Genomic DNA, 22,829 nt, shown 5'->3' with positions numbered 1-22,829 from the left:
GGCGTGCATGGCGCCGCGCACAATGGACCTTTGCCGAACGCGCAGGGCAGCCGTACTGTGGCGGCACCATGAGCACCTTGTCCGCCGCCTCCGCCCCCGTGGTTCGCCTTGCCCTGCCGGCCCTGCTGGCGGGGGCCTGCGCCATCGCCTTCGCGCCGATCTTCGTGCGGCTGTCGGAGGTGGGGCCGATCGCCACCGCCTTCTACCGCTGCCTGTTCGCCCTGCCACTGCTGTGGGCGTGGATGGCGATGGAGGGACGCCGCACCGGCGGCGCAGAGGCCGCACCCGCCGGCTCCGCCCGGCCGTCCAGCCTGCGCGACCACCTGCTGCTGGCCATCCCCGGCCTGTCGTTCATGGGCGATCTGGCGGTGTGGCACATCTCCATCACCATGACGACGGTCGCCAACGCCACCCTGCTTGCCAACTTCGCGCCGGTGTTCGTCACCTTGGGCGGCTGGCTGCTGTGGCGGGTGAAGCCGACGCCCACCTTCCTGGCCGGCATGGGCCTCGCCATGGGCGGCGCCATCGTGCTGATGGGCGAAAGCCTGACCATTTCGTCCGAGCAGATCATGGGCGACGTGCTGGGCGTGGTGACGGCGGTGTTCTATGCCGCCTATATCCTGTCCATCGGCCGGCTGCGGGCGCGGTTCTCGACCTCGGTGCTGATGTTCTGGAGCACGGTCTACACCGCCGCCGGCCTGCTGGTCTGCACCCTGGTCGCCGGCGAGGGGCTGGCCATCGTCAGCCTCTACGGCCTGGCCGTGCTGGTGGGGCTGGCGGTGGTGTCGCACTTCGGCGGCCAGAGCCTGATCGCCTATGCCCTGGCGCACCTGCCGGCCAACTTCAGTTCGGTGTCGCTGCTGCTGCAGCCGGCCGTCGCGGCGGTGCTGGCCTGGGCCATCCTGAACGAGCCGTTGAGCGCCTGGCAGGGCATCGGCGGCGTCATCGTGCTGTTCGGCATCTTCCTCGCCCGCCGCGGGTCGAAGACGCCGAAGCCGCCGGCCGCCGCCGCCGAGTAGGGCGGGGCGGCCCGATACACCCCAGAGCCCGGCAAACGGGCCGGAGGACCGATGGGAGGTAAGACGACGGCGACGGCGGCCGCGCCCGCCGCCGGACCGGTGCGCCGCGATGACATCGCGCCCTGGGTGCCCTGGGTGATGTGGGGCTTCGGGGCGCTGTTCTACTGCTACGGCTTCTTCCAGCGCGTCGCCCCCTCGGTGATGGTGGGGGAACTGATGCGCGATTTCGCCGTCGGTGCCGCCATCACCGGCACCCTGTCTTCCCTCTACTTCTACACCTACGCCGGGCTGCAGATCCCGGTCGGGCTGGTGCTCGACCGGTTCGGGCCGCGCCGGGTGCTGGCGGCGGCGGCGGTGGTGTCGTGCCTCGGCTCCGCCGGGTTCGCCTTTGCCGACAGCCTGACGCTGGCCTACGTCGGGCGGGCGCTGATCGGCGTCGGCGCGGCGGTGACCTGGGTCGCCGCCCTGACGCTCGCCGGCAACTGGTTTCCGCCGCGCCGCTTCGCGCTCATCTCCGGCCTGACCATGGCGCTCGGCATGGCCGGGGCGGTGGGCGGGCAGGCGCCGCTGGCGGCGGCGGTGACGGCGGTCGGCTGGCGCGGCACCATGATCGGCGCGGCGGTGTTCGCCGCCGTGCTGGGGGTGGCGGCGTGGCTGATCGTCCGCGACCGCCCCGGCGCCGATGCCCGCAGCCGCCCGCAGGCGGCGGAGCACGGCTTTTCCGCCGGCCTCAGCGCGGCGCTGCGGCGGCGGCAGATCTGGGTGATCGGCCTGTTCGGCGCCATGACCTCGGCCCCCATGCTGGCCTTCGCCGGCCTGTGGGGCGTGCCCTACATGATGCGGCTCTACGACATGTCGCGGCCCGAGGCGGCGGTGATGACCTCCATCATGCTGGTCGGCTGGGGCTTCGGCTCGCCGTTCTTCGGCTGGCTGACCGATGCCATCGGCCGCCGCCGGCTGCCCATGATGCTGTCGTCCGGCGGCTCGCTGGCCTGCACGCTGACGTGGCTCTATGGCGGCCTGCCGCTGGCGGCGCTGTATCCGCTGCTGTTCCTGACGGGCCTGTTCGCCGGCGGCATCGTTCTCACCTTCGCGACGGCGCGGGAGAACGCGCCCGGCTGGGCCAGCGGCGCCACGCTCGGGGTCGTCAACATGGCGGTGATGGCGTCGGGCGGCATCTTCCAGCCGCTCATCGGCTGGTTCCTCGACCTCGCCTGGACCGGCGAGACAGCGGGCGGCGCCCGCCTCTACAGTGTGGAGGCGTGGCGCAGTGCCATGGCGGTGCTGCCGGTGTGCAACGCGCTCGCCCTCACCGCCGCCCTGCTGGTGCGCGAGACCCACTGCCGCCCCCACGGCGAGGCCGCCGCCGCCGCCTGACCGACTCCAGCCGCCGAGGGCCCCCGCCATGAGTTTCGACCCCGACCGCCTGCTGCGCCGGCTGTTCGACGCCGCCGTTGCCGCCGCCGATCCCGCCCGCATCGTGCCGCCGCACCGGCCGCCGCCGCCGGCCGGGCGGACGGTGGTGGTCGGCGCCGGCAGGCCGGCGGCGGCCACGGCGGCGGCGGCGGATGCGGCATGGCCGGCGTCGGCGCCGCTGTCCGGGCTGGTGGTCACCCGCTACGGCCATGGCGGCGCGGCGGGGCGGATCGACGTGGTGGAGGCCGCTCACCCGGTTCCCGACGATCCCGGCCGGCAGGCGGCGGAGCGCATCCTGGCGCTGGCGCAGGGGCTTGGTCCCGACGACCTGCTGCTGTGCCTCATCTCCGGCGGCGGCTCGGCGCTGCTGTCGCTGCCGGCGGCCGGCATCAGCCACGCCGACAAGCAGGCGGTGACGCGGGCGCTGCTCAACAGCGGTGCCGCCATCGCCGAGATCAACTGCGTGCGCAAGCACATCAGCGCCATCAAGGGCGGCCGGCTGGCGCAGGCGGCGGGCGGGGCGCGGGTGCTGGCGCTGGCCATTTCCGACGTGCCGGGTGACGACCCGTCCGTCATCGCCAGCGGCCCGACGGTGCCCGACCCGACGACGCGGCAGCAGGCCGAGGCCATTCTGCGCCGCCACGGCATCACTCCGCAGGCGGCGGTGGCCGACTGGCTGGCGCGGCCGGAGGCGGAGACGCCCAAGCCCGGCGATGCTGCCTTCGCGCGGGTGGAAACGCGGGTGATCGCCCGCCCCGTCGCCTCCCTGCTGGCGGCGGCGGAGGAGGCGCGGGCGGCCGGGGTGACGCCGCTGGTGCTCGGCGATGCGCTGGAGGGCGAGGCGCGGGAGGCGGCGCGGGCGCTGGCCGGCATGGCGCTGGGCTGCCGCCGCCACGGCCTGCCGCTGGCGCCGCCCTGCGTGCTGCTGTCGGGCGGCGAGTTGACGGTGACCCACGACGGGCAGGGACGCGGCGGCCCCAATGCCGAATTCGCCCTTGCCCTGGCGGTGGCCCTGGACGGGGCGCCGGGCATCCACGCCATCGCCTGCGACACCGACGGCATCGACGGCAGCGAGGATAACGCCGGCGCCGCCATCGGCCCTGACACCCTGGCGCGGGCGCGGGCGGCGGGGGTGGAGGTGGCCGCGGCGCTCGACCGTCACGACTCCTATGGCGCCTTCGCCGCCCTCGGCGCGTTGGTGACGACCGGTCCGACCCGCACCAACGTCAACGATTTCCGTGCCATCCTCATCACCGCCGCCGCCGGCTGAGGCATCACGAAATCTTCAACCCCGGCCGGCGTCGTACCCCCTTCCGGCGGGGCGGCGGTGCGGCTATGGTGGAGCCACCATGAGACGCTATCGCAACGCCAAGATCATCGCGACGCTGGGGCCGGCCAGCTCCTCCGCCGCCACCATCGAAGCCCTGTGCCGTGCCGGCGCGGACGTCTTCCGCTTCAACTTCAGCCATGGCTCCCACGAGGACCATCGCGAGCGCTACGACATCGTACGCGCCATCGAGAAGAAGCTGGACCGTCCCATCGCCATCCTGATGGACCTGCAGGGGCCGAAGCTGCGCGTCGGCACCTTCGCCGGCGGCAAGGTGCAGCTGAAGGCCGGGCAGCGCCTGCGGCTGGACATGGACCCCGCCCCCGGCAACGAGGAACGGGCGCCGCTGCTGCACCCGGAAGTCTACTCCGCCCTGACGGCGGGGACCGAGCTGCTGCTCGACGACGGCAAGATCCGCCTGCGGGTGGAAAGCCACGGCCCCGACTTTGCCGAGACGGTGGTGCTGACCGGCGGCCCGCTGTCGGACAAGAAGGGCCTCAACGTGCCCGACGTGGTGCTGCCCATCTCCGCCCTGACGGAGAAGGACCGCCGCGACCTGCAGTTCGGCCTCGACCTGGGGGTGGACTGGGTGGCGCTGTCCTTCGTGCAGCGGCCGGAGGACGTGGCCGAGGCCCGCAAGCTGGTGGCCGGCCGCGCCGCCATCATCTCCAAGCTGGAAAAGCCCTCCGCCATCGACAAGCTGACCGAGATCATCGAGCTGTCGGACGCGGTGATGGTGGCGCGCGGCGACCTGGGCGTCGAAAGCCCGCCGGAGAACGTGCCGATCCTGCAGAAGCGCATCGTCCAGGCCTGCCGCCATGTCGGCAAGCCGGTGGTGGTGGCGACGCAGATGCTGGAAAGCATGGTGCAGAGCCCGGCCCCGACGCGCGCCGAAGCCTCCGACGTCGCCACCGCCATCTACGACGGCGCCGATGCGGTGATGCTGTCGGCGGAAAGCGCCGCCGGTGCCTATCCGGTCGAAGCGGTGTCCATGATGGACAAGATCATCCAGCGGGTGGAGAAGGACGACACCTACCGGATGATCATGGAAGCCGGCCGCGAGGCGCCGGAGAACACTGCCGCCGACGCCATTTCCGCCGCCGCCCGCCAGGTGGCGCTGACCCTGCGCGCCGCCGCCGTCGTCACCTTCACCTCGTCGGGCTCCACCACCCTGCGGGCGGCGCGCGAGCGGCCGCTGGTGCCGGTGGTGTGCCTGACCGCCGACCGCCGGGTGGCGCGGCGGCTGGTGCTGGCCTGGGGCACCCACTGCACCGTCACCACCGAACTGACCAGCTTCGGCGAGATGGTGGAAAAGGCCTGCCGCATCGCGCTCGACCAGGAGATCGCCAAGGTGGGCGAGCGGCTGGTGATCACCGCCGGCGTGCCCTTCGGTACCCCCGGCACCACCAACATCCTGCGCATCGCCTGGGTGGAAGAGTATTGCTGAGGATCACCGCGTGACCACGCCCCGCCGCCCCGACCAGCCGCCCCGGCCGCCCTCGCCGGCCCGTGATTTCGGGCCGCCGCTGCTGCTGAAGGCACTGGTCATCGGCCTCATCGGCGGGGCGCTGTCGCTGTCGGCGGAACTGCTGCTGGCCGATGCGGAGCCGCAGCCGTGGCGGTCGCTCGGCATCGCCTTCGGCCTGGGTGCCGGCTATTTCGCCTATGAAACGTGGCTGCGTCGGCGCCGGAAAATGCTCGCCGAGGGCCGGAATCCCGACGGTCCCACCCCTACGGGCAGTTGAAGGACGGGCGCAAAACACCGAGCGTTGAGTCTTGGGAGTGTCCAAGAAAAAACGTGAGGTGAACCATGCCTCAGTCCCTGCCGCCGATTCCCGAACCGGATCTCGGCCCCCCGCCGGCCTTGCGGGCCTTCGTGCTGTCGCTGGGTGCTGCTGCCGGCGAACTGACCCTTGAACTGATGATTCTCGGCGTCGCGCTGGCGAACCCGTGGGTGTCGCTGGCGCTGCTCGGGATCGTCTACCTGGTCCTCTATCCGCTGCTCAACGCCCGCGATGCCCGCCTGCGCCGGGAATGGCGGGCGCGCTGGGGCGTGGTCGGCTCCGCCGCCAGCGAGCGCTAGCCGCAGCGTCGAAGGGGCGCGCAGTGCCGTGCCGCCACCGCACCGGCCCGCCGCGAGGGCAGGGCCGGGCGAGGGCGGTCGTCCGGTCGCTCCCTCAGGCGGAGGCGGCCTGGGGGAAGTGCTGGTGGCCGTGGTCGCAGCGGCCGACGGCGTGCTTTTCGTCGCAGGTCATGCCGTCGGCGCGCGGCCGCAGGCCGATCCAGGCTTCGATCTGCACCGGGTCGAAGCCGAACTTCTTCTGTCCGCCCACCTGCAGCAGCGGCCGGCGGATCAGGTCCGGGTCCGCCATCATCAGCGTCAGCGCCTTGTCGGGCGTCTGGGCATCGGGGTCGATGGCGTTGGTGCGCACCTTGGGATGCAGCTTGTTGAGCCAGGTGCTGACCGGCCGTCCCTCGAAATAGGGCCGCAGGGTTTCCGCCGTCCACGACTCGACGGTCAGGTCACGGAACTCGATGGTATGTCCCGCCGCTTCCAGCTGGCGGCGCTGCTTGGCGTTCGCCGGGCACTCCGGCTTGCCGTAGAAGATCACGTGAGCCATCGGTCTTTCTCCTCATGTGGGGCGGTGCCTGCCGGGGCGGCCTGGGGGCCTGTGCCGTTCCGTCACAGCTCCGTCATGATGAATCCCTTGATAACCTGAACCGTGATGAAATAATAGTCCCTACCGTTCCTGCGCCTAATATATGTGCATATGGTGGGCGTTCCCCCCAGGTGCGGCCAGTCCAACCCAACCCACGCTTCCCGGAGCGCAGGAGGTTTACCCATGGCGAACGTCACCTTTTCGAGCCCCGCGATGCCGCGCGACTGCACCGTCTATGCGGTGGCCGGCGACACATCCACCGTGCTGGCCCTGGCCAAGCGGCACGAGGTGCCCATCCCCTGCCACTGCCAGGACGGCGAGTGCGGCGCCTGCCTGATCAAGGTCACGCCGCTCGGCAGCAAGGTCATGGCGGTCAGCCTGACCGACAAGGAAAAGCTCACCCTGTCGGTCAACGGCAAGCTGACCAAGGAGCAGCTGTACGAGGCGGAAACCAACGACGTGCCGCCGCCCTACCGGCTGGCCTGCCAGTACATCGTGCGCGACGAGGACATCCTGGTGGAGTTCTCCGGCGAGCCCGGAGTCGAGATCGACCTGCGGCGCTGATCACCCGCCGGCATCGGCTGTCGCGGCAGGGCGCCGCGGCAGCCGCCTGCCGTCGCCGCCCGTTATGGGGGAAACTGCCTCACCCCTGACGGAGGACCCGATACATGGCCAACGGCCACCGCGGCACCGGCGACAGCATGGCCGGCGACCTGTTCCGCATCGTGCTCGCCATCATCCTGCCGCCGCTCGGCGTGTTCTTCGAGGTCGGCTTCGGCAAGCACTTCTGGATCAACATCGTGCTGACCCTGCTCGGCTACATCCCCGGCATCATCCATGCGATCTGGGTGATCGCCCGCAAGTGACCCCTCAGCCCTTCCGCTTCGGACCGGCGGTGGCTGCCTTGGCGGCTGCGGCGGCGGGTTCCGCCCGCGCTGCCTTGGCGGCGGCCTTCCCCTTTGCGGCGGCGGGCGGGGCGGGTTCGGTCTTCACCAGGTCGGGCCGCCAGCGGGCGATGGCCGCCTGCAGGGTGGCGTAAAGCTCGCGCCCGGTGTCGCCGCCATCGCCGGCGATGCGGTCGCGGATGACCGCCCGCATGGCGTCGATGTGGGCCTTCACCACCTCCAGGGCGGCATCGTCCTGGCGGCAGCCGTGGCCGGTGGCCTCGTAGAGGCTCTTGGCGAACAGGGTGATGAGCGGATAGCCGAAAGTGCCGCCCTCGCCGCGCAGCTCGTGGGCGGTCAGGTTGATCGACTCGAAGTCGCGGTGGCGCATGGCCGGCACCGTGCGGGCCGAATCGACCCAGTCCGACAGCCGCTTCAGATAGGCGCCCGCCCAGTCGTGGAAGTCGGCGGCGTGGCGCTCCAGGCTCGACTCGGCTTCTTCCAGAAGGCCCTTGGGCAGCACGAAGTCGGGGTCGGCGTCGGTCAGGCCCATCTTCTGGCGCAGCAGGTTGGGCAGCTTGAACAGCCACACGTCGCCCGCCTTCTTCGGCCGCACGATGGTGTCGCCGCTGTAGACGATGGTGGCGTGTTCCTCGCCCTCGCGCCGCCGTTCCGCCATGTCGGCGGGGGCGTTGCCGCGGTGGCGGCGGCGGTCGGGGCCGAAGTAGTCGCGGGTGCAGACGAAGGGGCGCGGATGGTCGACCACCCACCGCAGCCGCTCGTAGACCGCCGAGACGGAGAATGGCTTGGCGAGGAACTCGTCGGCGCCCAGATCGCGGGAGGCCTCGACGAACTCGCGGTCGGCGGCGCCCGACAGCATGATGAAGGGCATGAAGCGGTTGGGGCTTTCCTTGCGCTGGCGCACCCACTTCAGCAGCATCAGCCCGTTCACCGGCCGCATCACCATGTCGGAGATGATGAGGTCCACCCCCATGACGCCGTTATGGGCCGCCAGCGCCCCGCGCCGCCGCAGCACCGCCACCGCTTCCTCGCCGTTGCGGGCAAGGGCGATCTTGTGCACGCCCAGGGCGCGCAGGGTCTGGGCCAGGATGTCGCGGATATAGAGGTTGTCCTCCACCAGCAGCACCGTCAGGCGCTCAAGCGGCGAGGAGGGCGGCGGCGTGCCGGGCGAAAGGGCGTCTGGCTGCATGGTCCCCCGGTTATACGCCAGCCGCGGGCGGCAGCCTAGGGGGCTGCTCCTTGCTTGAAGGCGGCAATGGCGTCGGCTATCTTCGCCCTCCAGTCGGGCGCCGCATCGCGACTCGGCGCCGCCCGAACCGTTTCAAGACAACGAGGAATTCCACGCCATGGCCGACGAGACCGGCGCCCAGGCCAGCAATGACGTTGGCGGCATCGCCGCCGACCAGCTCCGCTCCTTCATCGAGCGCATCGAGCGCCTGGAGGAGGAAAAGGCCAACATCGCCTCCGACATCAAGGACGTCTATGCCGAGGCCAAGTCGTCCGGCTTCGACACCAAGATCATGCGGCAGATCATCCGCATCCGGAAGATGGAGCCCCATGAACGGGCCGAGCAGGAAGAGCTGCTCGACCTCTATCTGTCCGCCGTCGGCTACTGACCGACCCGGCGCCAGCGTCGCGCCGCCGCAGCCCCCGCCAGCCGGCGGGGGCTTTTTTTGTGACTATCCAGGCAGGTAAGGTTCCTACCGCTTTTTGTCGCAAACCCGTAAAGCCTTTTGTTGCATGGCACAATCGGCCCGCTTATCCTGTGGGCAGCCCGCCGGTCCGCGGGTGCCGCTGACGAGAAACTGTGCAGATGCTGGATGCTTCCGCCGACCGGCACCCCTTGCCGGCCCGCATCACCCGCGCCTTGCTGGACCACCTGCCCGACGGCGTGGCGGTGCTGGCGCAGGGGCGTGTGGTCTACGCCAACAGCGCCTTCGCGGCGCTGGTGGAGCGGCCGGTCATCCGGTTGCTGGGCGGGTCGCTGGACGAGCTGCTGGGCGACGATCTCTGCCTCACCTGCATCGACCCGGCCGGCGATGACGGCCGCACCGTCACCTTCAGCCTTGGCGGGCGCACCACCACCCTGCACCTGCGTCGGTTGTCGGAAACCCACACCCTGGTGCTGCTGACCGACATCACCGAACAGCAGGTGGTGGAACGGGCGGTGCGCGAGGCCGAGCGGCGCTGGCGCAGCATCTTCGAAAACGCGGTGGAGGGCATCTATCAGTCCACCCTGCAGGGCGGCTACATCCAGGTCAATCCGGCGCTCGCCCGCATCTACGGCTACGACTCGCCGCGCGACCTGATGGAGGGGCTGACCGACATCGCCGGCCAGCTTTACGTCGACCCGGAGGCGCGCGACCGCTTCAAGGCGCTGATGGAACGCTCCGGCGTGGTGCGCGAGTTCGAGGCGCAGGTGCGCCGCCGCGACGGCGAGATCATCTGGATCACCGAGAACGCCCGCTGCGTCCGCGATGATGGCGGCCGGCTGCTGTATTACGAAGGCACGGTGGAGGACATCACCGCCCGCAAGCAGGCGGAAGAAGAAATCCGCATGCTCGCCAAGGTGTTCGAAAGCGTCGCCGAGGGCATCCTGCTGATCGACGAGGGGCGGGTGGTGCGCGCCGCCAACCCCGCCTTCACCGCCATCACCGGCCATGCCGCCGACACCCTGGTCGGGCGGCCGGTGGCGCTGCTGGCGGCCGGCTTCCACGAAAAGAACCTGGAGCGCGACATCTGGGCCGCCGCTGCCCGCGACGGCGTCTGGCGCGGCGAGGTCTGGGCGGAGCGCGCCGGCGACCGGCCCTTCCTCATGGACCTGTCGGTGACCACGGTGCGCGACGACAGCGGCGCCATCCTGCGCTATGTCGCCGCCTGCACCGACATCACCCGCCGCAAGGGCGACGAGGAGCGCATCCGCTTCCAGGCCAACTACGACCAGCTGACGCGCCTGCCCAACCGCCACCTGATCACCGACCGGCTGGACCAGGCCATCCTGCGGGCCCGCCGCAACGGCGGCCGGGTGGGGGTGCTGTTCCTCGACCTCGACCGCTTCAAGTACGTCAACGACAGCTACGGCCACGCCGCCGGCGACGAGCTGCTGAAGCTGACCGCCCGCCGCCTGCGCCACTGCGTACGCATGTCCGATGCGGTGGGGCGTCTGGGCGGCGACGAGTTCCTGATCGTGCTGCCGGAATGCGGCGCCGGCAACATCGGCGCCTACATCGCCGAGAAGGTGCTCTACAGCCTGTCGGAGCCGTTCACCGTGGTGGGGCGGGAGCTGTTCTGCGTGCCCTCCATCGGCATCGCCTACTGGCCCGATCATGGCGACGACGCGGCCGAGCTGATCCGCAACGCCGATGTGGCGATGTACCACGCCAAGCGCGGCGGCGAACGGCGCTATGCCGCCTTCGAAGCGTCCATGGCGCAGCGGTCGCTGGCGGTGCTGACCATGGAGAACGAGCTGCGCATGGCGGTCGGCCGCAATGCCTTCGAGCTGCACTTCCAGCCCAAGGTGGACGCGGTGACCCAGCGGGTGACGGGGGCGGAGGCGCTGATCCGCTGGCCGCATCCGCGCCTTGGCCTCGTCAGCCCCATGCAGTTCATCCCGCTGGCCGAGGACAGCGGCCTCATCATCCCCATGGGCCGCTGGATCCTGCGCGAGGCCTGCCGGCTGATGCAGGGCTGGCGGGCGGCGGGGATCGCGCCGGTCAGCATCTCGGTCAACGTCTCGCCGCGCCAGTTCACCGACCAGGGGCTGCTGTCCACCATCGCCCAGGCGCTGGAGGAAACCGGCCTGCCGCCGGCCTGCCTGGACCTGGAGATCACCGAAAGCGTCATGTCCGGCGACGTCGAGCGGGTGATTTCCACCCTGGAGGCGCTGAAGGGCATGGGCGTCACCCTGTCGGTGGACGATTTCGGCACCGGCTATTCGTCGCTCAACTACCTCAAGACCTTCCCCATCGACACGCTGAAGATCGACCAGACCTTCGTCCGCGACCTGATGGCGCCGTCGGGGAAGGAGGCGGCCATCTGCTCCACCATCATCACGCTGGCCCGCAACCTCGGCTTCTCGACGGTGGCGGAAGGGGTGGAGACGGCCGAACATGCCGGCCTGCTGTCGGAAATGGGATGCGACACCCTGCAGGGCTACTGGTTCTCCCGGCCGCTGCCGGCGGAGGCGTTCGAGCGCTACCTGCGCGAGCGTCAGGCGATGGCGCCAGTGGCCCGGGCGGTGCGGCCGTCGGCCCTGCCGCGCACCGGCACCGGCAGTTGATCCCGCCGCCGGCGCGGCAACCCCTGGCGTTCACAGGCGTCTCTCCATCGGCAGACTGAGTCATCCGACAGGAGGAGTTTCCCATGCGCCAGACCCCCATCCTTGCCGGCCTTGCCGTGGCGGCCCTGGCCGTCGCCGCCCCCGCCGTCGCCGCCGACCTGCAGGGCCAGGGTTACGGCCACGGTCACGCCGGCACCCAGGTGTCGCCGCAGGTGCAGCAGATGCACCAGCAGATGGGCACGCCCATCAGCCCGGACGACGCCCGCGCCGCCGCCCAGGTCGGCGGCCAGGACTTCGAGATGCGCGAGATGCCGGACGGCACCACGGTGATGGTGGTCACCCAGCGCCACGCCTATCCGCAGCTGTTCGCCGCCGAGGTGGCGGGACGGGCGAGCGTCGAGGAAGGGCAGGGTGCCGGCCTCGGCAGCGGCGGCCTCGGCGCCAGCGCCAGCGGCACCGGCGGCAGCCTGAGCGCCGGCGCGCAGGTCACCAACCCCGACGCCATGATCGGCAGCGACGGCTCCATCGGCGTCCGCTCGGGCGGTGCTCCGGCCACCGGCGGCACCCTCGGCACCATGAGCCAGCCGTCGTCCGGCAGCCTCGGCGGCGTCAGCCACTACGGCACCGCCAACTGACCGCAGGCGAGCCTAGCCGCCGGCCGGCCCGCATCGGCAGTCGCCGGTGCGGGCCGCTGGCGCGTGGGCGGTCAGGCCGACAGCTGGCCCACCGTCGACAGCAGCACCCGCACCGAGACGGGCTTGGCCAGGAAGGCGTCGAAGCCGGCGTCCAGGAAGCGGTTGCGGTCGTGGCCGGGGGCGAAGGCGGTCACCGCCACCACCGGCGTGGTGCGCAGGTCGTCCTGGCTCCGCACCTGCTTCAGAAGGTCGAAGCCCGAGATGTGTGGCAACTGGATGTCCATGAGGATGCAGGACGGCCGTGCCGTCCGCACCAGGTCCACCAGTCCGCTGCCGTCCAGGCTGGCGAGCGGGTTGAAGCCGCCCTGGCGCAGGATCTGCTCGAACAGCTTCATGTTGAGGGCGTTGTCCTCGACTACGAGGACGGTCTTGCGCGTGTCGTCCAATCGTTTTCCCCTGACTACCCCAATGTTCTTGAGGGTAAGGGTGCCGCCGGCGCCCGCTTCGACGCCAGGGTTAATTGGAATACTTCGCCTATCCCAAGGTTGATCGCTTGATCAGCATTAAATTTTCATGACAGCAATGGCTTGCAGTACAGGTGAGCGCTGGCCGGGCACAGGCTGCTGAACTGCCGCGTGGCGCGAAGGGCGGCGGGGGCGGCGGCGCGCTCGGCGGTGCGGTAGCCGTGGCGGACGAAGAAGGCGCCGTCGCCGGTGGTCAGCAGCCAGGCGGCGGTGGCGCCGGCGGCGGCGGCCTCTGCCTCCAGCCGGGCGAGCAGGCGGGCGCCGAGGCCGGTGCCGCGGGCCGCAGGCGCGGTCACCAGAGAGCGCACCAGGGCGACCTCGCCATGGTCCTCCAGGCCGCCGCAGCCGAGCACGCCGGCCGCGCCGGCATCTTCGGCCAGCCACAGGCGCACGCCGGCGGCGGCGATGTCGTCGGTGGGCAGGCCCTCGGCGGCCAGCAGGGCGGTGATCGCCGGCAGGTCGGCGGCGGTGGCGGCACGCAGGATGGGGCGGGCAGGGGCTGGCATGATGGCGGCGGCTCCGGGCGGCGGACGGACTCGGTCGAGGCGCCAGTCTACCGCGGCGGCGGCGATCAGGCGACGCCGACGGTCAGGGCGCGGCGGCTGACGGCGGCCAGGTGGCGGGCCAGGGCCTCGCGGTCGCCCGCCGCCGGCAGCGGCAGTTCCACCAGCGCCGCGATGCGGTCGTGCAGCAGGCGGAACAGGGCGTCATAACGGGCGGCGATGTCGGCCTCGGTGCCCACCACCGCCAGCGGATCGGGCAGCGGCCAGTTCACCACCACCGGGTTGCCGGGCAGCGGCGGCAGGGCAACGCGGTCGATGCGGTCGCACAGGATGACCGCCACCTGAACCGGCGGCAGACCGGCCGCCAGCAACTCCGTCAGCCCCTTCGGCCGCAAGCCCTGGGTGGGGCAGTGGCGGCGGTGCAGCAGGCCGAGCGCCACCGCACTGGCGCCGGCGCCGTCGGGGTCGATGCCGGCGCTGAGGGCATGGAAGCGGCCGTCGCCCTCGCGCGCCAGGATGGCCTCGGCCATCAGGCTGCGGGCGCTGTTGCGCAGGCCGAGGAACAGCACGCGGGTGATGCCGGCGGCGGGCGCGGCGGCGGCCCCGCCACCGCTGCCGGCCGGGCGGAAGGTCTCGCCGAGGAAGTGGATCAGGCGGTCGACCAGATCCTGGTTGGCGGTATAGATCAGCGACCGTCCCACCCGCCGGTTGGTGACCAGCCCGGCCGCCTTCAACTGGTTGAGGTGGAACGACAGGGTGGAGGCCGACATGCCGCACTGGTCCGCGATCACGCCGGCCGCCAGCCCGTCGCCGCCGGCCTGTACCAGCAGGCGGAAGATGTCGAGCCGGGCGCCGTAGGCCAGGGCGGCCATCGCCTGAACAGCATCGTCAGAGTTCATGCGTCCATCCTTGCCGGGCGGTTGATCCGGGCGGAGCGGCGCCGAAGGGTCCGAACGGCGGCGGCTTTGCCGCCACGATCCGGGTGGCCGCCGGCGGAACGCCGCCTTACCATCATGCTGCATGTGCACCACGACCGAGGAACAACTGCCATGTCCGTGTCTCCGTTCCCGTCGGACACCGCAGAGGGCACCGACCCCTCCTATTTTTGGTCCGCTGTGTTGCAGCGCAACAACAGATTCGACGGAATTTTCTGGTATGGCGTCACCAGCACCGGGATTTACTGCCGTCCGGGCTGCCCCAGCCGTCGTCCGCGGGCGGATCGGGTGCGCTTCTTCGCCTCTTGCGCTGCAGCAGAGGGGGCCGGCTTCCGGCCCTGCCTGCGCTGCCGGCCGCAGGCGGCGGAAGCCCCGGCGGCGGCCGATGTGGTGGCGGCCTGCCGGCTGCTGGCGGCCGCCGTCGCCGAAGGGGCGGAGGCGGCGGAGGTGACGGTGGAGGCGGTGGCGGCTTCCCTCGGCGTGTCCGCCAGCACGTTGCACCGCCGCTTCCGCGCCGTGCTGGGCTGCACCCCGGCGCAGGTGGTGGAAGCCTTCCGCATGGAGGTGCTGCGCCGGCTGCTGCGCCAGGGCGACGGCGTGGCGAGCGCCACCTACGGCGCCGGGTTCGGCTCCGCCAGCCGGGTCTATGAACGCTCCGCCGCCCACCTCGGCATGACCCCGGCGGCCTACGCCCGCGGCGGCGCCGGCGAGACCCTGGGCGCGGTGGTGGTGCCGACGCCGCTCGGCGCGCTGCTGGTGGCGGGCACCTGTCGCGGCCTCAGCGCCGTGCGGCTGGGCGACGACGGCGATGCCCTGTGGCGGGAGCTGGCGGCCGAGTTCCCCGCCGCCACCATCGCCGAGGCGGACCCGGCGGTGCAGGCCTGGGCGGCCGGCCTGTCGGCCTGGGTGGCGGGGGCGCGGGCCTGGCCGCAGCTGCCGGTGGACGTGCGCGGCACCGCCTTCCAGCGCCGGGTGTGGGAGGCGCTGCAGGAGATCCCCGCCGGCGCCACCATCACCTACCGCGACCTCGCCGCCCGCATCGCGCGCCCGACGGCGGTGCGGGCGGTGGCGCGGGCGGTCGCCTGCAATCCGGTGGCGCTGGCGGTGCCGTGCCACCGGGTGGTGCCGGCGGCCGGCGGCACCGGCGGCTACCGCTGGGGGCCGGAGCGCAAGGCGCGGCTGCTGGCGCGCGAGCGGGAGGAGTGACTCACCCCGCTGCCGGCGGATCGACGCGGATGAGCGTCTGCAGCAGGGTGGCGCACAGCTTGCGGGCGGCCTCGCTCGGCGCGGCGGCGACGAAGACGTCGACGCGGGTAACGGTGAGGGTGCGGCCGGGCTTCAGCACCTCGCCGCGGGCGATGAGCCAGTCGCCGCGGGCCGGGCTGACCAGGTTCATCTTGTACTCCGTCGTCAGCACGTTGCTGCCGGCCGGCATCAGCGAATAGCCGGCGAAGCCGCCGGCCGAATCCCCCACCGTGCCCACCACGCCGCCGTGGAAGAAGCCGTTCTGCTGGCTGACATGCTCGGCGAAGGGCAGGGCGATCTCGCACAGGCCGGGCTCCACCAGCACCAGCCGGGCGTCGATGGCGCGCATGGCGCCCTGGGCGGCGAAGATGGCGTGGATGCGCTCCCGCCACGCCGGGTCGGGCGGCACGGTGGCGGAGGCGGTGGCCGGGGCGGGACCGGCGGCAACGGTGCTGGACATCCTGGCAGACTCCCTGTTTCGTTCGGGTTCACCCCGTTCCCGCGAGCGTAGGAGACCTGACGTGGCGGAAGGCAAGATCGTTCTGGTGCTGGTCGACGGTCTGCGCGACGACACCGCCCGCCGCCACTGCGGGTTCATGGAGGGGCTGGTGGCTGCCGGACAGGCGGGGCGCCGCACCATGCGCGCCTGCCTGCCGAGCGTGTCGCGGGCGCTTTACCACACCGTCCACACCGGCCTCGCCCCGGCGGAGCACGGCATCACCAGCAACCTGCTGGTGCAGGCCGGGCGCCATCCCGACGTCTTCAGCCTCGCCGCCGCCGCCGGCCGGGTGACGGCGGCGGCGGCCTTCTCGTGGTTCGCCGAGCTGTACAACGGCGCCATCCCCTACGATCCGGCGGACCACCGCGAGGTGGACGACGAGCGCCTGGCCATCCGCCACGGCCGCTTCTACCTCGACTGCGACCAGCCGGATACCGAGGTCTTCCATCAGGCGGAGATGCTGGTGCGGCGGCGGGCGCCCGACTATCTGCTGGTCCACCCCATGAGCGTCGACCACATCGGCCACCGCCACGGCGGCGACAGCAGCGAGTATCGCGGCCGCGTCGGCTGGTGCGACGACCTGCTGAGCCAGCATGTGCCGGGCTGGCTGGCGCGCGGCTATCGCGTCATCGTCACCGCCGACCACGGCATGGACGCCGAGGGCCGCCACGGCGGCGATTATCCCGAGGTGACGCAGGTGCCCTTCTACCTCGTCGGCGGCCCGCCGCTGGCGCTGGAGGCGGGCGCCGAGGCCGACCAGCGGGCGGTGGCGCCGACGGTGCTGCGGCTGCTGGGCCTGCCGGTGGCCGACACCATGCGGGTGCCGCCGCTGGTCTGACCACCGGTACCGGCGCCGGCGCCGCCTTAGGCCTTGTCCTTGTAGACGTCGATGATGGCGCCGAGCAGGGTCAGCGCATCCTCCCGCGAGCGCTGGAAGCTGTTGCGCCCGATGATGGAGCCGTTGCCGCCGCCGTCGCGGATGGCGCGGGCGTCGTCCAGGATGCCGTCGTCGCCCTTCTTGCCGCCGCCCGAGAACACCACCAGCCGGCGGCCGTTGAAGCAGGCCTGGACGATGTGGGCCACCCGCTCCGCCAGGGTGCCGGTGGGGATCTTCTCGCTGTCGTAGACCTTCTTGGCTTCCGCCTGTTCCAGGTGGGCGGTGGGCAGCTTGACCTTGACGATGTGGGCGCCGGCCAGGCAGGCCATGTGGGCGGCATAGGCGTCGACGTCCATCGCCGTCTCGCCCTCGGTGGTCAGGAAGCCGCCGCGCGGGTAGGACCACACCACCGTCGGCAGGCCGCAGGCCTTGGCCTCGGCGATCAGGTCGCGCAGGGATTCCAGCATGTCGTAGAACTGGGCGCTGCCGGGATAGATCGTATAGCCGATGGCGGCGCAGCCAAGCCGCAGGGCATCGTCCACCGAGGCGGTGATGGCCTGGGTGGGGTTGTCCTTCTCCGGGTGCAGGCTGTTGGCGCTGTTCATCTTGAGGATGGTCGGGATGGCGCCGGCGAAGGCATCCGCCCCCGCCTCCAGCGCCCCCAGCGGCGCGGCATAGGCGCTCAGGCCGGCATCCACCGCCAGCTGGTAATGGTAGTGCGGGTCATAGCCGGCCGGGTTGGGGCCGAAGCTGCGGGCCGGCCCGTGCTCGAACCCCTGGTCCACGGGAAGGATCAGCAGCCGGCCGCTGCCGCCGAGGCGGCCTTCCATCAGGATGCGGGCGATGTTGGCCTTGGTGCCGGGATTGTCGCTTTCATAGTTGGCGAGGATCTTCCTCACCTTCTGGGTGATGCGCATGGGCTCCGTTCCGTTGCTGAAGGCGTCCGTCCGTCGGACGGCAACGGGTCGCCGCCATCATCCGTTGCCCAGCGCCTCGCCCATGCGGCGGATGGCGGCCAGCCTGGCGTGCAGGCGGCGCCAGTCGTCGGCGGCGGCGATGGGCTCCCACAGCGATTCCACCTCGTCGATGAGCATGGTGCAGGGGGCGGGGTCGCTGAAGTAGGGATGGTCGAGGTCCACCCCCGGCCGCGCCGCCCGCCCGCGCAGCAGGTCGCGGAAGCGGGCGAAGGGCTCGCCGCGGTAGTCCCTGGCATGGGGGCTGCGCTCCAGCGCCCGCGCCTCCGAGGCCGCGCCGCCGTACCAGTCGAAGAACGGCCGTTCGAAGGGCACCTGGGTCTGTCCCATGGCCTCGAACAGGGCCACCACCAGCGCCTCGTCCTCCTGCTGGCCGGCCGGCAGGACGCCGAGGCGGCGGGTGACCGCCTCGTTCAGCGCGGCGGCGAAGGCGGCGGGGAAGCTCTGCAGCGCCTCCATCAGGCGGTCGCGGTTGCTCAGCGGCAGCAGCGTTTCCGCCAGCCGGGTGAGGTTCCACATCAGCGTGTCGGGCTGGCGGCCGTAGGCATAAAGGCCGGTCTGGTCGAAGTAGGCGGCGGTGAAGGCGGGATCGTGGACCGGCAGGAACCGCCACGGGCCGTAGTCAAAGCTGTCGCCGGTGACGACGATGTTGTCGGTGTTGAGCACGCCGTGGACGAAGCCCGCCGCCATCCACCCCGCCGCCAGCCGGGCGCAGTTCTCCCCCACCCGCCGCACGAAGGCGGCGGTGCGGTCGAGGCGGTCGTCGATGGCCGCCAGGTCGGGCATGTGCAGGGCGATGACGTGCTCCATCAGCACCGCCAGGGCGTCGGCATCGCGCAGGTAGCTCTGGCGCTGGAAGCTGCCGATGCGGATGTGGCTGTGCTGCAGCCGCACCAGCACGCAGGAGCGGGTGGGCGAGGGCTCGTCGCCGCGCCACAGCTTTTCGCCGGTCTCGATGACGCTGAAGGTGCGCGAGGTGCCGACGCCCAGCGCCTCCAGCATCTCGGTCGCCAGCAGTTCGCGCACGCCGCCCTTGAGCGTCAGCCGGCCGTCGCCGCCGCGCGACCACGGGGTGGTGCCGCTGCCCTTGGTGCCGAGGTCGAGCAGGCGGCCGTCGGCGGCGCCGTGCTCCCGCATCTGGGCGAACAGGAAGCCGCGGCCGTCGCCCAGGTCGGGGTTGTAGGTGCGGAACTGGTGGCCGTGGTAGCGCAGCGCCAGCGGCCCCGGCAGGTTGTCCGGCAGCGGCCGGAAGCGGCCGAAGTGGTCGACCCATTCGTCGTCGGTCAGCGCCTCCAGCCCCACTGTGGCGGCGGCGCGGTCGTTGCGGAAGCGCAGGACGTGCTGCGGAAACGCCGCCGCCTCCACCGGGTCGTGGAACCGGGTGTCGAGGTCGGCGTGGCGCGGGTCGGGGCGGTAGCGGTCGGTGACAGGCATGGGCCGGACATGGGCCCGCCGCCGGCCGGCCGCAAGGCTCGGCGCCATCGCCGCCGGCGAGTGCGGACGGTGCCTAGGGGCGCAAGAGGTCGCGCAGCACCTGCCGCAGCTGCGCCAGCCCCACCGGCTTGCCCAGCACCGCCGCCACATGCGCCCGCCACGGCTCCTGACCCACCGGGCGGCCGGTCATGACGACGACGGGCTGGCCGGGGGCAATGGCGGCGATCTGCGCGATCAGGTCTTCGCCGCTGCCGTCGGGCATGGTCAGGTCGGTGACCACCGCCGCCGGCCGGCGCTTCTGGAACAGGGCGAAGGCGTCGCGGCCGTTGCGGGCGGTCAGCACCTGGGCGCCGTGGGCGCGCAGGCCCCGCGCCACCACCTGCAGGGCCTGTGCCTCGTCGTCGACCACCAGCACCGACAGCCCGCTGAGCGGACGGTCGCCGGCGCGGCGGCCCGGCCCGGTGGTGGCGGCGCCCGGACCGGCCGAGGCGGCGGCGCCGCCCGGAGTGCCGGCGGCTGTGGCGCCGGGGAAGGGCGGGGCCAGCGGCAGGGCTGGCTTGGGCGGCGTTTCCGGCACCGGCAGCCGCACCTCGATCAGCGCGCCGGCGGCCGGGCTGAGCACGTCGATGCGGCCGTTCATCTCGGCGGCGATGGTCAGGCAGATGGCGAGGCCGAGGCCGGTACCCTTGTCCGCCGGCTTGGTGGTGAAGAAGGGTTCGAAGATGCGCTCGCGCACCCGGTCGGGGATGCCGCCGCCGTTGTCGCCGACGCTCAGCACCACCGTGCGCGTCTCGTCCTCCCGCCGCACCGCCAGGGTGATGCGGCCGCCGCCGTCGGGGTGATGGCCGCGCACCGCATCCAGGGCATTGGACAGCAGGTTGATGATCATCTGCTCGAACCGCACGGTATGGCCGAGGATCAGCGGCCCGGTGCGCGGCATGTGGACATCCAGCGCCACCCGCGCCTTGCGCACCTCGTGGCGGTAGAGCTTGACCACCGTGCGGGTGACCGCCACCGGGTCGAAGGGGCGCGGCTTGTCGCCGTCGCGGCGGCCGAACTGGCGGACGTGGCGGATGATCTCGGCAATGCGCAGGGTCTGGCCGTGGATGGTCTCGAAGGCCTTGCGCAGGCGCAGCGTGTGGCGCTCCGCCTCCAGGTCCTCCAGCGCCGCTTCCGCCACCAGGCGGGCGGTGTTGAGCGGCTGGTTGATCTCGTGCGCCAGACTGGCCGCCATCTCGCCAAGGGCGGTGAGCTTGGACAGGTGGGCCAGCTGGTCCTCCAGCGCCCGCACCTCGGAACTGTCCTCCACCATCAGGATGGAGGCGGCGTCCTCCGCCATGCCGTCGGAGAAGGGGTGATGACCGATGCGCAGCCACGGCGGCGGCGCATCGCCGACCTTGCGGCCGCCGACCACCTCGCGCCACGACCGCCAGCTGCCCGGCGCCGGCACCGGCACCAGGTCTTCCGCCCGGCGGCCGATCAGGGCCGGCTTGGCGTCGCCCAGGATGCGGCAGAGGGCATCGTTGGCGGTGACCACCCGGCCGCCGTCATCGAGCAGGGCGAGGCCGATGGTCGCCTTCTCGAACATGGCGCGGAAGCGGGCCTCGGCGCGGCGGCGCTCGGTCAGGTCCTGGACGTGCAGGATGAACTGCTGCGGCGCGCCGTCGATGTCGCGCACCACCGCGCCGGCGATCTGCACCCACACCGCCTGACCGTCGCGGTGGCACAGGCGCACCTCCAGCGGCCCGGCGGCCCGGCCGCCGGCCGCCAGGGTGTCCAGGTGGCCGGCAAGGGCGGCGGCATCGTCGGCGTGGGCGAGGTCGCCGAGGGTCATGGTCAGCAGGTTGTGCTGGTCATGGCCGGTGATCTCCGCCAGCACCGGGTTGACGCGCCGCAGCCGCCCCTGCGGATCGGCCAGGGCCATGCCGTGGGAAGCGTTGACGAAGGCCGAGCGGAAGGTGTCCTCCGACCGTTCCAGCAGGCGCTCGGCCCGTCGCCGCTCGGTGATGTCGACGGCCAGGATGAGCGCCGGCCGGCGGCGGCGGGAACTGGGGGGCAGGCCGGCGGGGGCGTCCTCGTCGTCGTCGGCCATGGGCAAAAGGTGCATCTGCAGCGCCGTCTCGCCCAGGTCGAGGTCGAGGCGCACGTCCTCGCCGCTGCGGGCGCGCTCCAGCGCCGCCACCACCGCCGGATGCGCGCCCCACACGTCGGCCGCCTGCCGCCCCACCGCCTGACCGGGACGCCGCCCGACCAGGGTGAGGGCGCGGCCTTCGGAAAACACCACCTGACCGTCGCGGTCGACGGCGGAGATGATCACCGGCAGGGTGGCGATGATGCTGCGCAGCAGGCGGTCGCGGTCGCGCAGTGCGCGTTCGGCCCGCCGCCGCTCGGTCACGTCCAGGCCGACGCCGAGGTAGCCGCGCCCGCCCGGCCGGTCGGGGCCGAAGACCATGTCGAGCGCCCAGCCGCGGCGGTCGTCGGCGACCTCGAAGCGCACGGTGCGGCGTTGCGTCAGCGCCTCCCGCAGGGGGCCGGCGGCGCCCGGCAGCAGGTGGAAGATGTCCTTGCCCACCACGTCGCGCTCGGCATTGACGCCGAGGCCCAGGCGTTCGGTGATGATGCCGGTGTCGTCGGTCTGGAAGATGACCACCGGCAGCTGCAGCAGCGCCTGCATGATGCGGGACAGGCGGTCGCGCTCCGCCTCCATGCGGCGGGCGGCGGTGACGTCGCGGGCGACCGACAGCACGCCGGTCACCACTCCGCCGCGGTCGCGCAGGGCGACGGTGGACACCACCAGATGCATGGCGCGGCCGTCGGGACGGTGGACGATGCGGTGAACGTCGAGCAGCGGCGTGCCGGTGGTCATGACGGCGGTGTCGCCGCGACGGAAGGTTTCCGCCTCCGCCCCCAGCGGCAGCACGTCGCGGTCGCTGCCGCCGATGACGCCGCTGCGCGAGCCGGCGGCGAAGATGTCGGCGAAGTTCTGGCTGCAGCCCTGGTAGACGAGGTCGCGGTCCTTCCAGAACACGAAATAGGGAATGTGGCTGAGCAGCGCCTCCAGCAGCCGCGCCTGCTCCAGCCCCTGGCGGATCTGGGTGTCCTGGACGGTGATGTCGCGGGCCTGGGTGACGACGCCGATCAGCAGGCCGTCGACGGTGCGCAGCGGCGCGAGGTGGATTTCATAATCGCGCCAGTGGCCGAGGGCGACGTTGCAGGCGCGGGTGAAGCGCACCGGCTGGCCGGTTTCGCGCACGGTGGTTTCCGCCTCGCCCAGCGCCGCCGCCAGCTGGCGCGGCGCCATGTCGACGGCGCGCTGCCCGACCAGGGAGCGGGTGGGGCGGCTGAAGAAGTCGCGCGCCGGCTCGTTGGCGATGAGAACCAGGCCGGCGCGGTCGGTGACATAGACCGGGTCGGGCAGGCCTTCGTCGATGCCGCCGAGGGTGAGGGGACGGTGGCCCTCGGCCTCCGCCGGTGCTTCCTCGGCGGCCGGGACGCCGGGCGGGGCGGCCTCCGTCCCGGCGGCCGAGGCGGCGGCGGCCGCGGCGGCGGCGGTGGAGGTGGGGGGGGGGGGGGGGGGGGGGGGGGGGGGGGGGGGGG

At 72.2% G+C, this 22,829-nt stretch carries 22 protein-coding genes; 13 read left to right on the top strand and 9 right to left on the bottom strand.

Features of this window, described 5'->3' with window-relative positions; all coding sequences use genetic code 11:
• The first annotated feature begins 68 nt into the window (after positions 1-68).
• From ABD056_RS10400 to ABD056_RS10375, 6 genes are all read left to right on the top strand, one after another.
• Entirely contained in the window at positions 69-1,019 is a 951-nt protein-coding gene (locus ABD056_RS10400) for a DMT family transporter (RefSeq protein ID WP_343866498.1), read from the top strand.
• A gap of 51 nt (positions 1,020-1,070) precedes the next feature.
• Positions 1,071-2,396: an MFS transporter gene (locus ABD056_RS10395; protein ID WP_343866497.1), complete on the top strand. Its 1,326-nt coding sequence runs from the start codon at positions 1,071-1,073 to the stop codon at positions 2,394-2,396.
• 28 nt (positions 2,397-2,424) lie between these two features.
• Positions 2,425-3,705 (top strand): glycerate kinase type-2 family protein, encoded by a 1,281-nt coding sequence (locus ABD056_RS10390; RefSeq protein ID WP_343866496.1) that lies wholly within the window; start codon positions 2,425-2,427, stop codon positions 3,703-3,705.
• Between the two features lie 79 nt (positions 3,706-3,784).
• Positions 3,785-5,209: a pyruvate kinase gene (gene pyk / locus ABD056_RS10385; protein WP_343866495.1), complete on the top strand. Its 1,425-nt coding sequence runs from the start codon at positions 3,785-3,787 to the stop codon at positions 5,207-5,209.
• 10 nt (positions 5,210-5,219) lie between these two features.
• The gene (locus tag ABD056_RS10380; protein WP_343866494.1) at positions 5,220-5,507 is read left to right on the top strand and encodes a hypothetical protein; all 288 of its coding nucleotides are present in this window, start codon (positions 5,220-5,222) and stop codon (positions 5,505-5,507) included.
• A 65-nt stretch (positions 5,508-5,572) separates the two neighbouring features.
• On the top strand, positions 5,573-5,845 hold the full coding sequence (locus tag ABD056_RS10375; RefSeq protein WP_343866493.1) for a hypothetical protein: 273 nt from the start codon (positions 5,573-5,575) through the stop codon (positions 5,843-5,845).
• A 94-nt stretch (positions 5,846-5,939) separates the two neighbouring features.
• Here the strand turns inward: ABD056_RS10375 and ABD056_RS10370 are convergent, their stop codons facing one another.
• On the bottom strand, positions 5,940-6,383 hold the full coding sequence (locus ABD056_RS10370) for an ArsC/Spx/MgsR family protein (protein ID WP_343866492.1): 444 nt from the start codon (positions 6,381-6,383) through the stop codon (positions 5,940-5,942).
• A gap of 222 nt (positions 6,384-6,605) precedes the next feature.
• Between ABD056_RS10370 and ABD056_RS10365 the strand changes: the two genes are divergently transcribed.
• Positions 6,606-6,986 (top strand): 2Fe-2S iron-sulfur cluster-binding protein, encoded by a 381-nt coding sequence (locus ABD056_RS10365; RefSeq protein ID WP_343866491.1) that lies wholly within the window; start codon positions 6,606-6,608, stop codon positions 6,984-6,986.
• A 104-nt stretch (positions 6,987-7,090) separates the two neighbouring features.
• Positions 7,091-7,288 carry a YqaE/Pmp3 family membrane protein gene (locus ABD056_RS10360; protein ID WP_425545029.1) on the top strand — a complete coding sequence of 66 codons (198 nt, stop codon included), beginning with the start codon at positions 7,091-7,093 and terminating at the stop codon, positions 7,286-7,288.
• Between the two features lie 4 nt (positions 7,289-7,292).
• Here the strand turns inward: ABD056_RS10360 and ABD056_RS10355 are convergent, their stop codons facing one another.
• Positions 7,293-8,516 (bottom strand): response regulator, encoded by a 1,224-nt coding sequence (locus tag ABD056_RS10355; RefSeq protein ID WP_343866490.1) that lies wholly within the window; start codon positions 8,514-8,516, stop codon positions 7,293-7,295.
• A 157-nt stretch (positions 8,517-8,673) separates the two neighbouring features.
• Here ABD056_RS10355 and ABD056_RS10350 point away from each other — a divergent pair, with 157 nt between their 5' ends.
• The 3 genes from ABD056_RS10350 (at position 8,674) to ABD056_RS10340 (ending at position 12,241) form a co-directional block, all read left to right on the top strand.
• Complete coding sequence (locus ABD056_RS10350; protein ID WP_343866489.1) at positions 8,674-8,943, top strand: DUF2312 domain-containing protein; 270 nt, start codon at positions 8,674-8,676, stop codon at positions 8,941-8,943.
• 197 nt (positions 8,944-9,140) lie between these two features.
• A complete protein-coding gene (locus ABD056_RS10345) occupies positions 9,141-11,606 on the top strand; it encodes a sensor domain-containing protein (RefSeq protein WP_343866488.1) in 2,466 nt (821 codons plus the stop codon).
• An 83-nt stretch (positions 11,607-11,689) separates the two neighbouring features.
• Entirely contained in the window at positions 11,690-12,241 is a 552-nt protein-coding gene (locus tag ABD056_RS10340; protein ID WP_343866487.1) for a hypothetical protein, read from the top strand.
• Positions 12,242-12,312: 71 nt separating this feature from the next.
• On the opposite strand, the gene ABD056_RS10335 is transcribed toward ABD056_RS10340, so the two are convergent.
• The 3 genes from ABD056_RS10335 to ABD056_RS10325 form a co-directional block, all read right to left on the bottom strand.
• Complete coding sequence (locus tag ABD056_RS10335; RefSeq protein ID WP_343866486.1) at positions 12,313-12,687, bottom strand: response regulator; 375 nt, start codon at positions 12,685-12,687, stop codon at positions 12,313-12,315.
• A gap of 125 nt (positions 12,688-12,812) precedes the next feature.
• Positions 12,813-13,271 carry an arsenic resistance N-acetyltransferase ArsN2 gene (arsN2, locus tag ABD056_RS10330; protein WP_343866485.1) on the bottom strand — a complete coding sequence of 153 codons (459 nt, stop codon included), beginning with the start codon at positions 13,269-13,271 and terminating at the stop codon, positions 12,813-12,815.
• Between the two features lie 65 nt (positions 13,272-13,336).
• On the bottom strand, positions 13,337-14,167 hold the full coding sequence (locus ABD056_RS10325) for a metalloregulator ArsR/SmtB family transcription factor (RefSeq protein WP_343866484.1): 831 nt from the start codon (positions 14,165-14,167) through the stop codon (positions 13,337-13,339).
• A 114-nt stretch (positions 14,168-14,281) separates the two neighbouring features.
• Here ABD056_RS10325 and ABD056_RS10320 point away from each other — a divergent pair, with 114 nt between their 5' ends.
• Positions 14,282-15,409, top strand: coding sequence for a bifunctional transcriptional activator/DNA repair enzyme AdaA (locus ABD056_RS10320; protein WP_343866483.1), 1,128 nt, complete (start codon positions 14,282-14,284; stop codon positions 15,407-15,409).
• Position 15,410: 1 nt separating this feature from the next.
• On the opposite strand, the gene ABD056_RS10315 is transcribed toward ABD056_RS10320, so the two are convergent.
• Positions 15,411-15,908 (bottom strand): PaaI family thioesterase, encoded by a 498-nt coding sequence (locus ABD056_RS10315; protein WP_343866482.1) that lies wholly within the window; start codon positions 15,906-15,908, stop codon positions 15,411-15,413.
• 61 nt (positions 15,909-15,969) lie between these two features.
• Between ABD056_RS10315 and ABD056_RS10310 the strand changes: the two genes are divergently transcribed.
• Positions 15,970-16,785 carry an alkaline phosphatase family protein gene (locus ABD056_RS10310; RefSeq protein ID WP_343866481.1) on the top strand — a complete coding sequence of 272 codons (816 nt, stop codon included), beginning with the start codon at positions 15,970-15,972 and terminating at the stop codon, positions 16,783-16,785.
• Positions 16,786-16,811: 26 nt separating this feature from the next.
• Here ABD056_RS10310 and ABD056_RS10305 read toward each other — a convergent pair whose 3' ends face one another.
• From ABD056_RS10305 to ABD056_RS10295, 3 genes are all read right to left on the bottom strand, one after another.
• Entirely contained in the window at positions 16,812-17,741 is a 930-nt protein-coding gene (locus tag ABD056_RS10305) for a class I fructose-bisphosphate aldolase (protein ID WP_343866480.1), read from the bottom strand.
• 57 nt (positions 17,742-17,798) lie between these two features.
• On the bottom strand, positions 17,799-19,232 hold the full coding sequence (locus tag ABD056_RS10300; protein WP_343866479.1) for a protein adenylyltransferase SelO family protein: 1,434 nt from the start codon (positions 19,230-19,232) through the stop codon (positions 17,799-17,801).
• A 73-nt stretch (positions 19,233-19,305) separates the two neighbouring features.
• Positions 19,306-22,829, bottom strand: a 3,524-nt coding sequence (locus ABD056_RS10295) for a PAS domain-containing protein (RefSeq protein ID WP_343866478.1), incomplete at its 5' end; no start/stop codon positions are given.

This window comes from Caenispirillum bisanense (assembly GCF_039523075.1).
GTDB lineage: Bacteria > Pseudomonadota > Alphaproteobacteria > Rhodospirillales > Rhodospirillaceae > Caenispirillum > Caenispirillum bisanense.
Note: the sequence above shows the minus strand (reverse complement) of the source record. Positions and strands in the feature narration are given on the sequence as shown.

Bases quoted from the DNA above. Each gene is read 5' to 3' on its own strand.
- ABD056_RS10400 (WP_343866498.1), top strand. From the start codon at position 69: ATGAGCACCTTGTCCGCCGCCTCCGCCCCCGTGGTTCGCCTTGCCCTG.
- ABD056_RS10395 (WP_343866497.1), top strand. From the start codon at position 1,071: ATGGGAGGTAAGACGACGGCGACGGCGGCCGCGCCCGCCGCCGGACCG.
- ABD056_RS10390 (WP_343866496.1), top strand. From the start codon at position 2,425: ATGAGTTTCGACCCCGACCGCCTGCTGCGCCGGCTGTTCGACGCCGCC.
- pyk (WP_343866495.1), top strand. From the start codon at position 3,785: ATGAGACGCTATCGCAACGCCAAGATCATCGCGACGCTGGGGCCGGCC.
- ABD056_RS10375 (WP_343866493.1), top strand. From the start codon at position 5,573: ATGCCTCAGTCCCTGCCGCCGATTCCCGAACCGGATCTCGGCCCCCCG.
- ABD056_RS10370 (WP_343866492.1), bottom strand. From the start codon at position 6,383: ATGGCTCACGTGATCTTCTACGGCAAGCCGGAGTGCCCGGCGAACGCC.
- ABD056_RS10365 (WP_343866491.1), top strand. From the start codon at position 6,606: ATGGCGAACGTCACCTTTTCGAGCCCCGCGATGCCGCGCGACTGCACC.
- ABD056_RS10360 (WP_425545029.1), top strand. From the start codon at position 7,091: ATGGCCAACGGCCACCGCGGCACCGGCGACAGCATGGCCGGCGACCTG.
- ABD056_RS10355 (WP_343866490.1), bottom strand. From the start codon at position 8,516: ATGCAGCCAGACGCCCTTTCGCCCGGCACGCCGCCGCCCTCCTCGCCG.
- ABD056_RS10350 (WP_343866489.1), top strand. From the start codon at position 8,674: ATGGCCGACGAGACCGGCGCCCAGGCCAGCAATGACGTTGGCGGCATC.
- ABD056_RS10345 (WP_343866488.1), top strand. From the start codon at position 9,141: ATGCTGGATGCTTCCGCCGACCGGCACCCCTTGCCGGCCCGCATCACC.
- ABD056_RS10340 (WP_343866487.1), top strand. From the start codon at position 11,690: ATGCGCCAGACCCCCATCCTTGCCGGCCTTGCCGTGGCGGCCCTGGCC.
- arsN2 (WP_343866485.1), bottom strand. From the start codon at position 13,271: ATGCCAGCCCCTGCCCGCCCCATCCTGCGTGCCGCCACCGCCGCCGAC.
- ABD056_RS10325 (WP_343866484.1), bottom strand. From the start codon at position 14,167: ATGAACTCTGACGATGCTGTTCAGGCGATGGCCGCCCTGGCCTACGGC.
- ABD056_RS10320 (WP_343866483.1), top strand. From the start codon at position 14,282: ATGCTGCATGTGCACCACGACCGAGGAACAACTGCCATGTCCGTGTCT.
- ABD056_RS10315 (WP_343866482.1), bottom strand. From the start codon at position 15,908: ATGTCCAGCACCGTTGCCGCCGGTCCCGCCCCGGCCACCGCCTCCGCC.
- ABD056_RS10305 (WP_343866480.1), bottom strand. From the start codon at position 17,741: ATGCGCATCACCCAGAAGGTGAGGAAGATCCTCGCCAACTATGAAAGC.
- ABD056_RS10300 (WP_343866479.1), bottom strand. From the start codon at position 19,232: ATGCCTGTCACCGACCGCTACCGCCCCGACCCGCGCCACGCCGACCTC.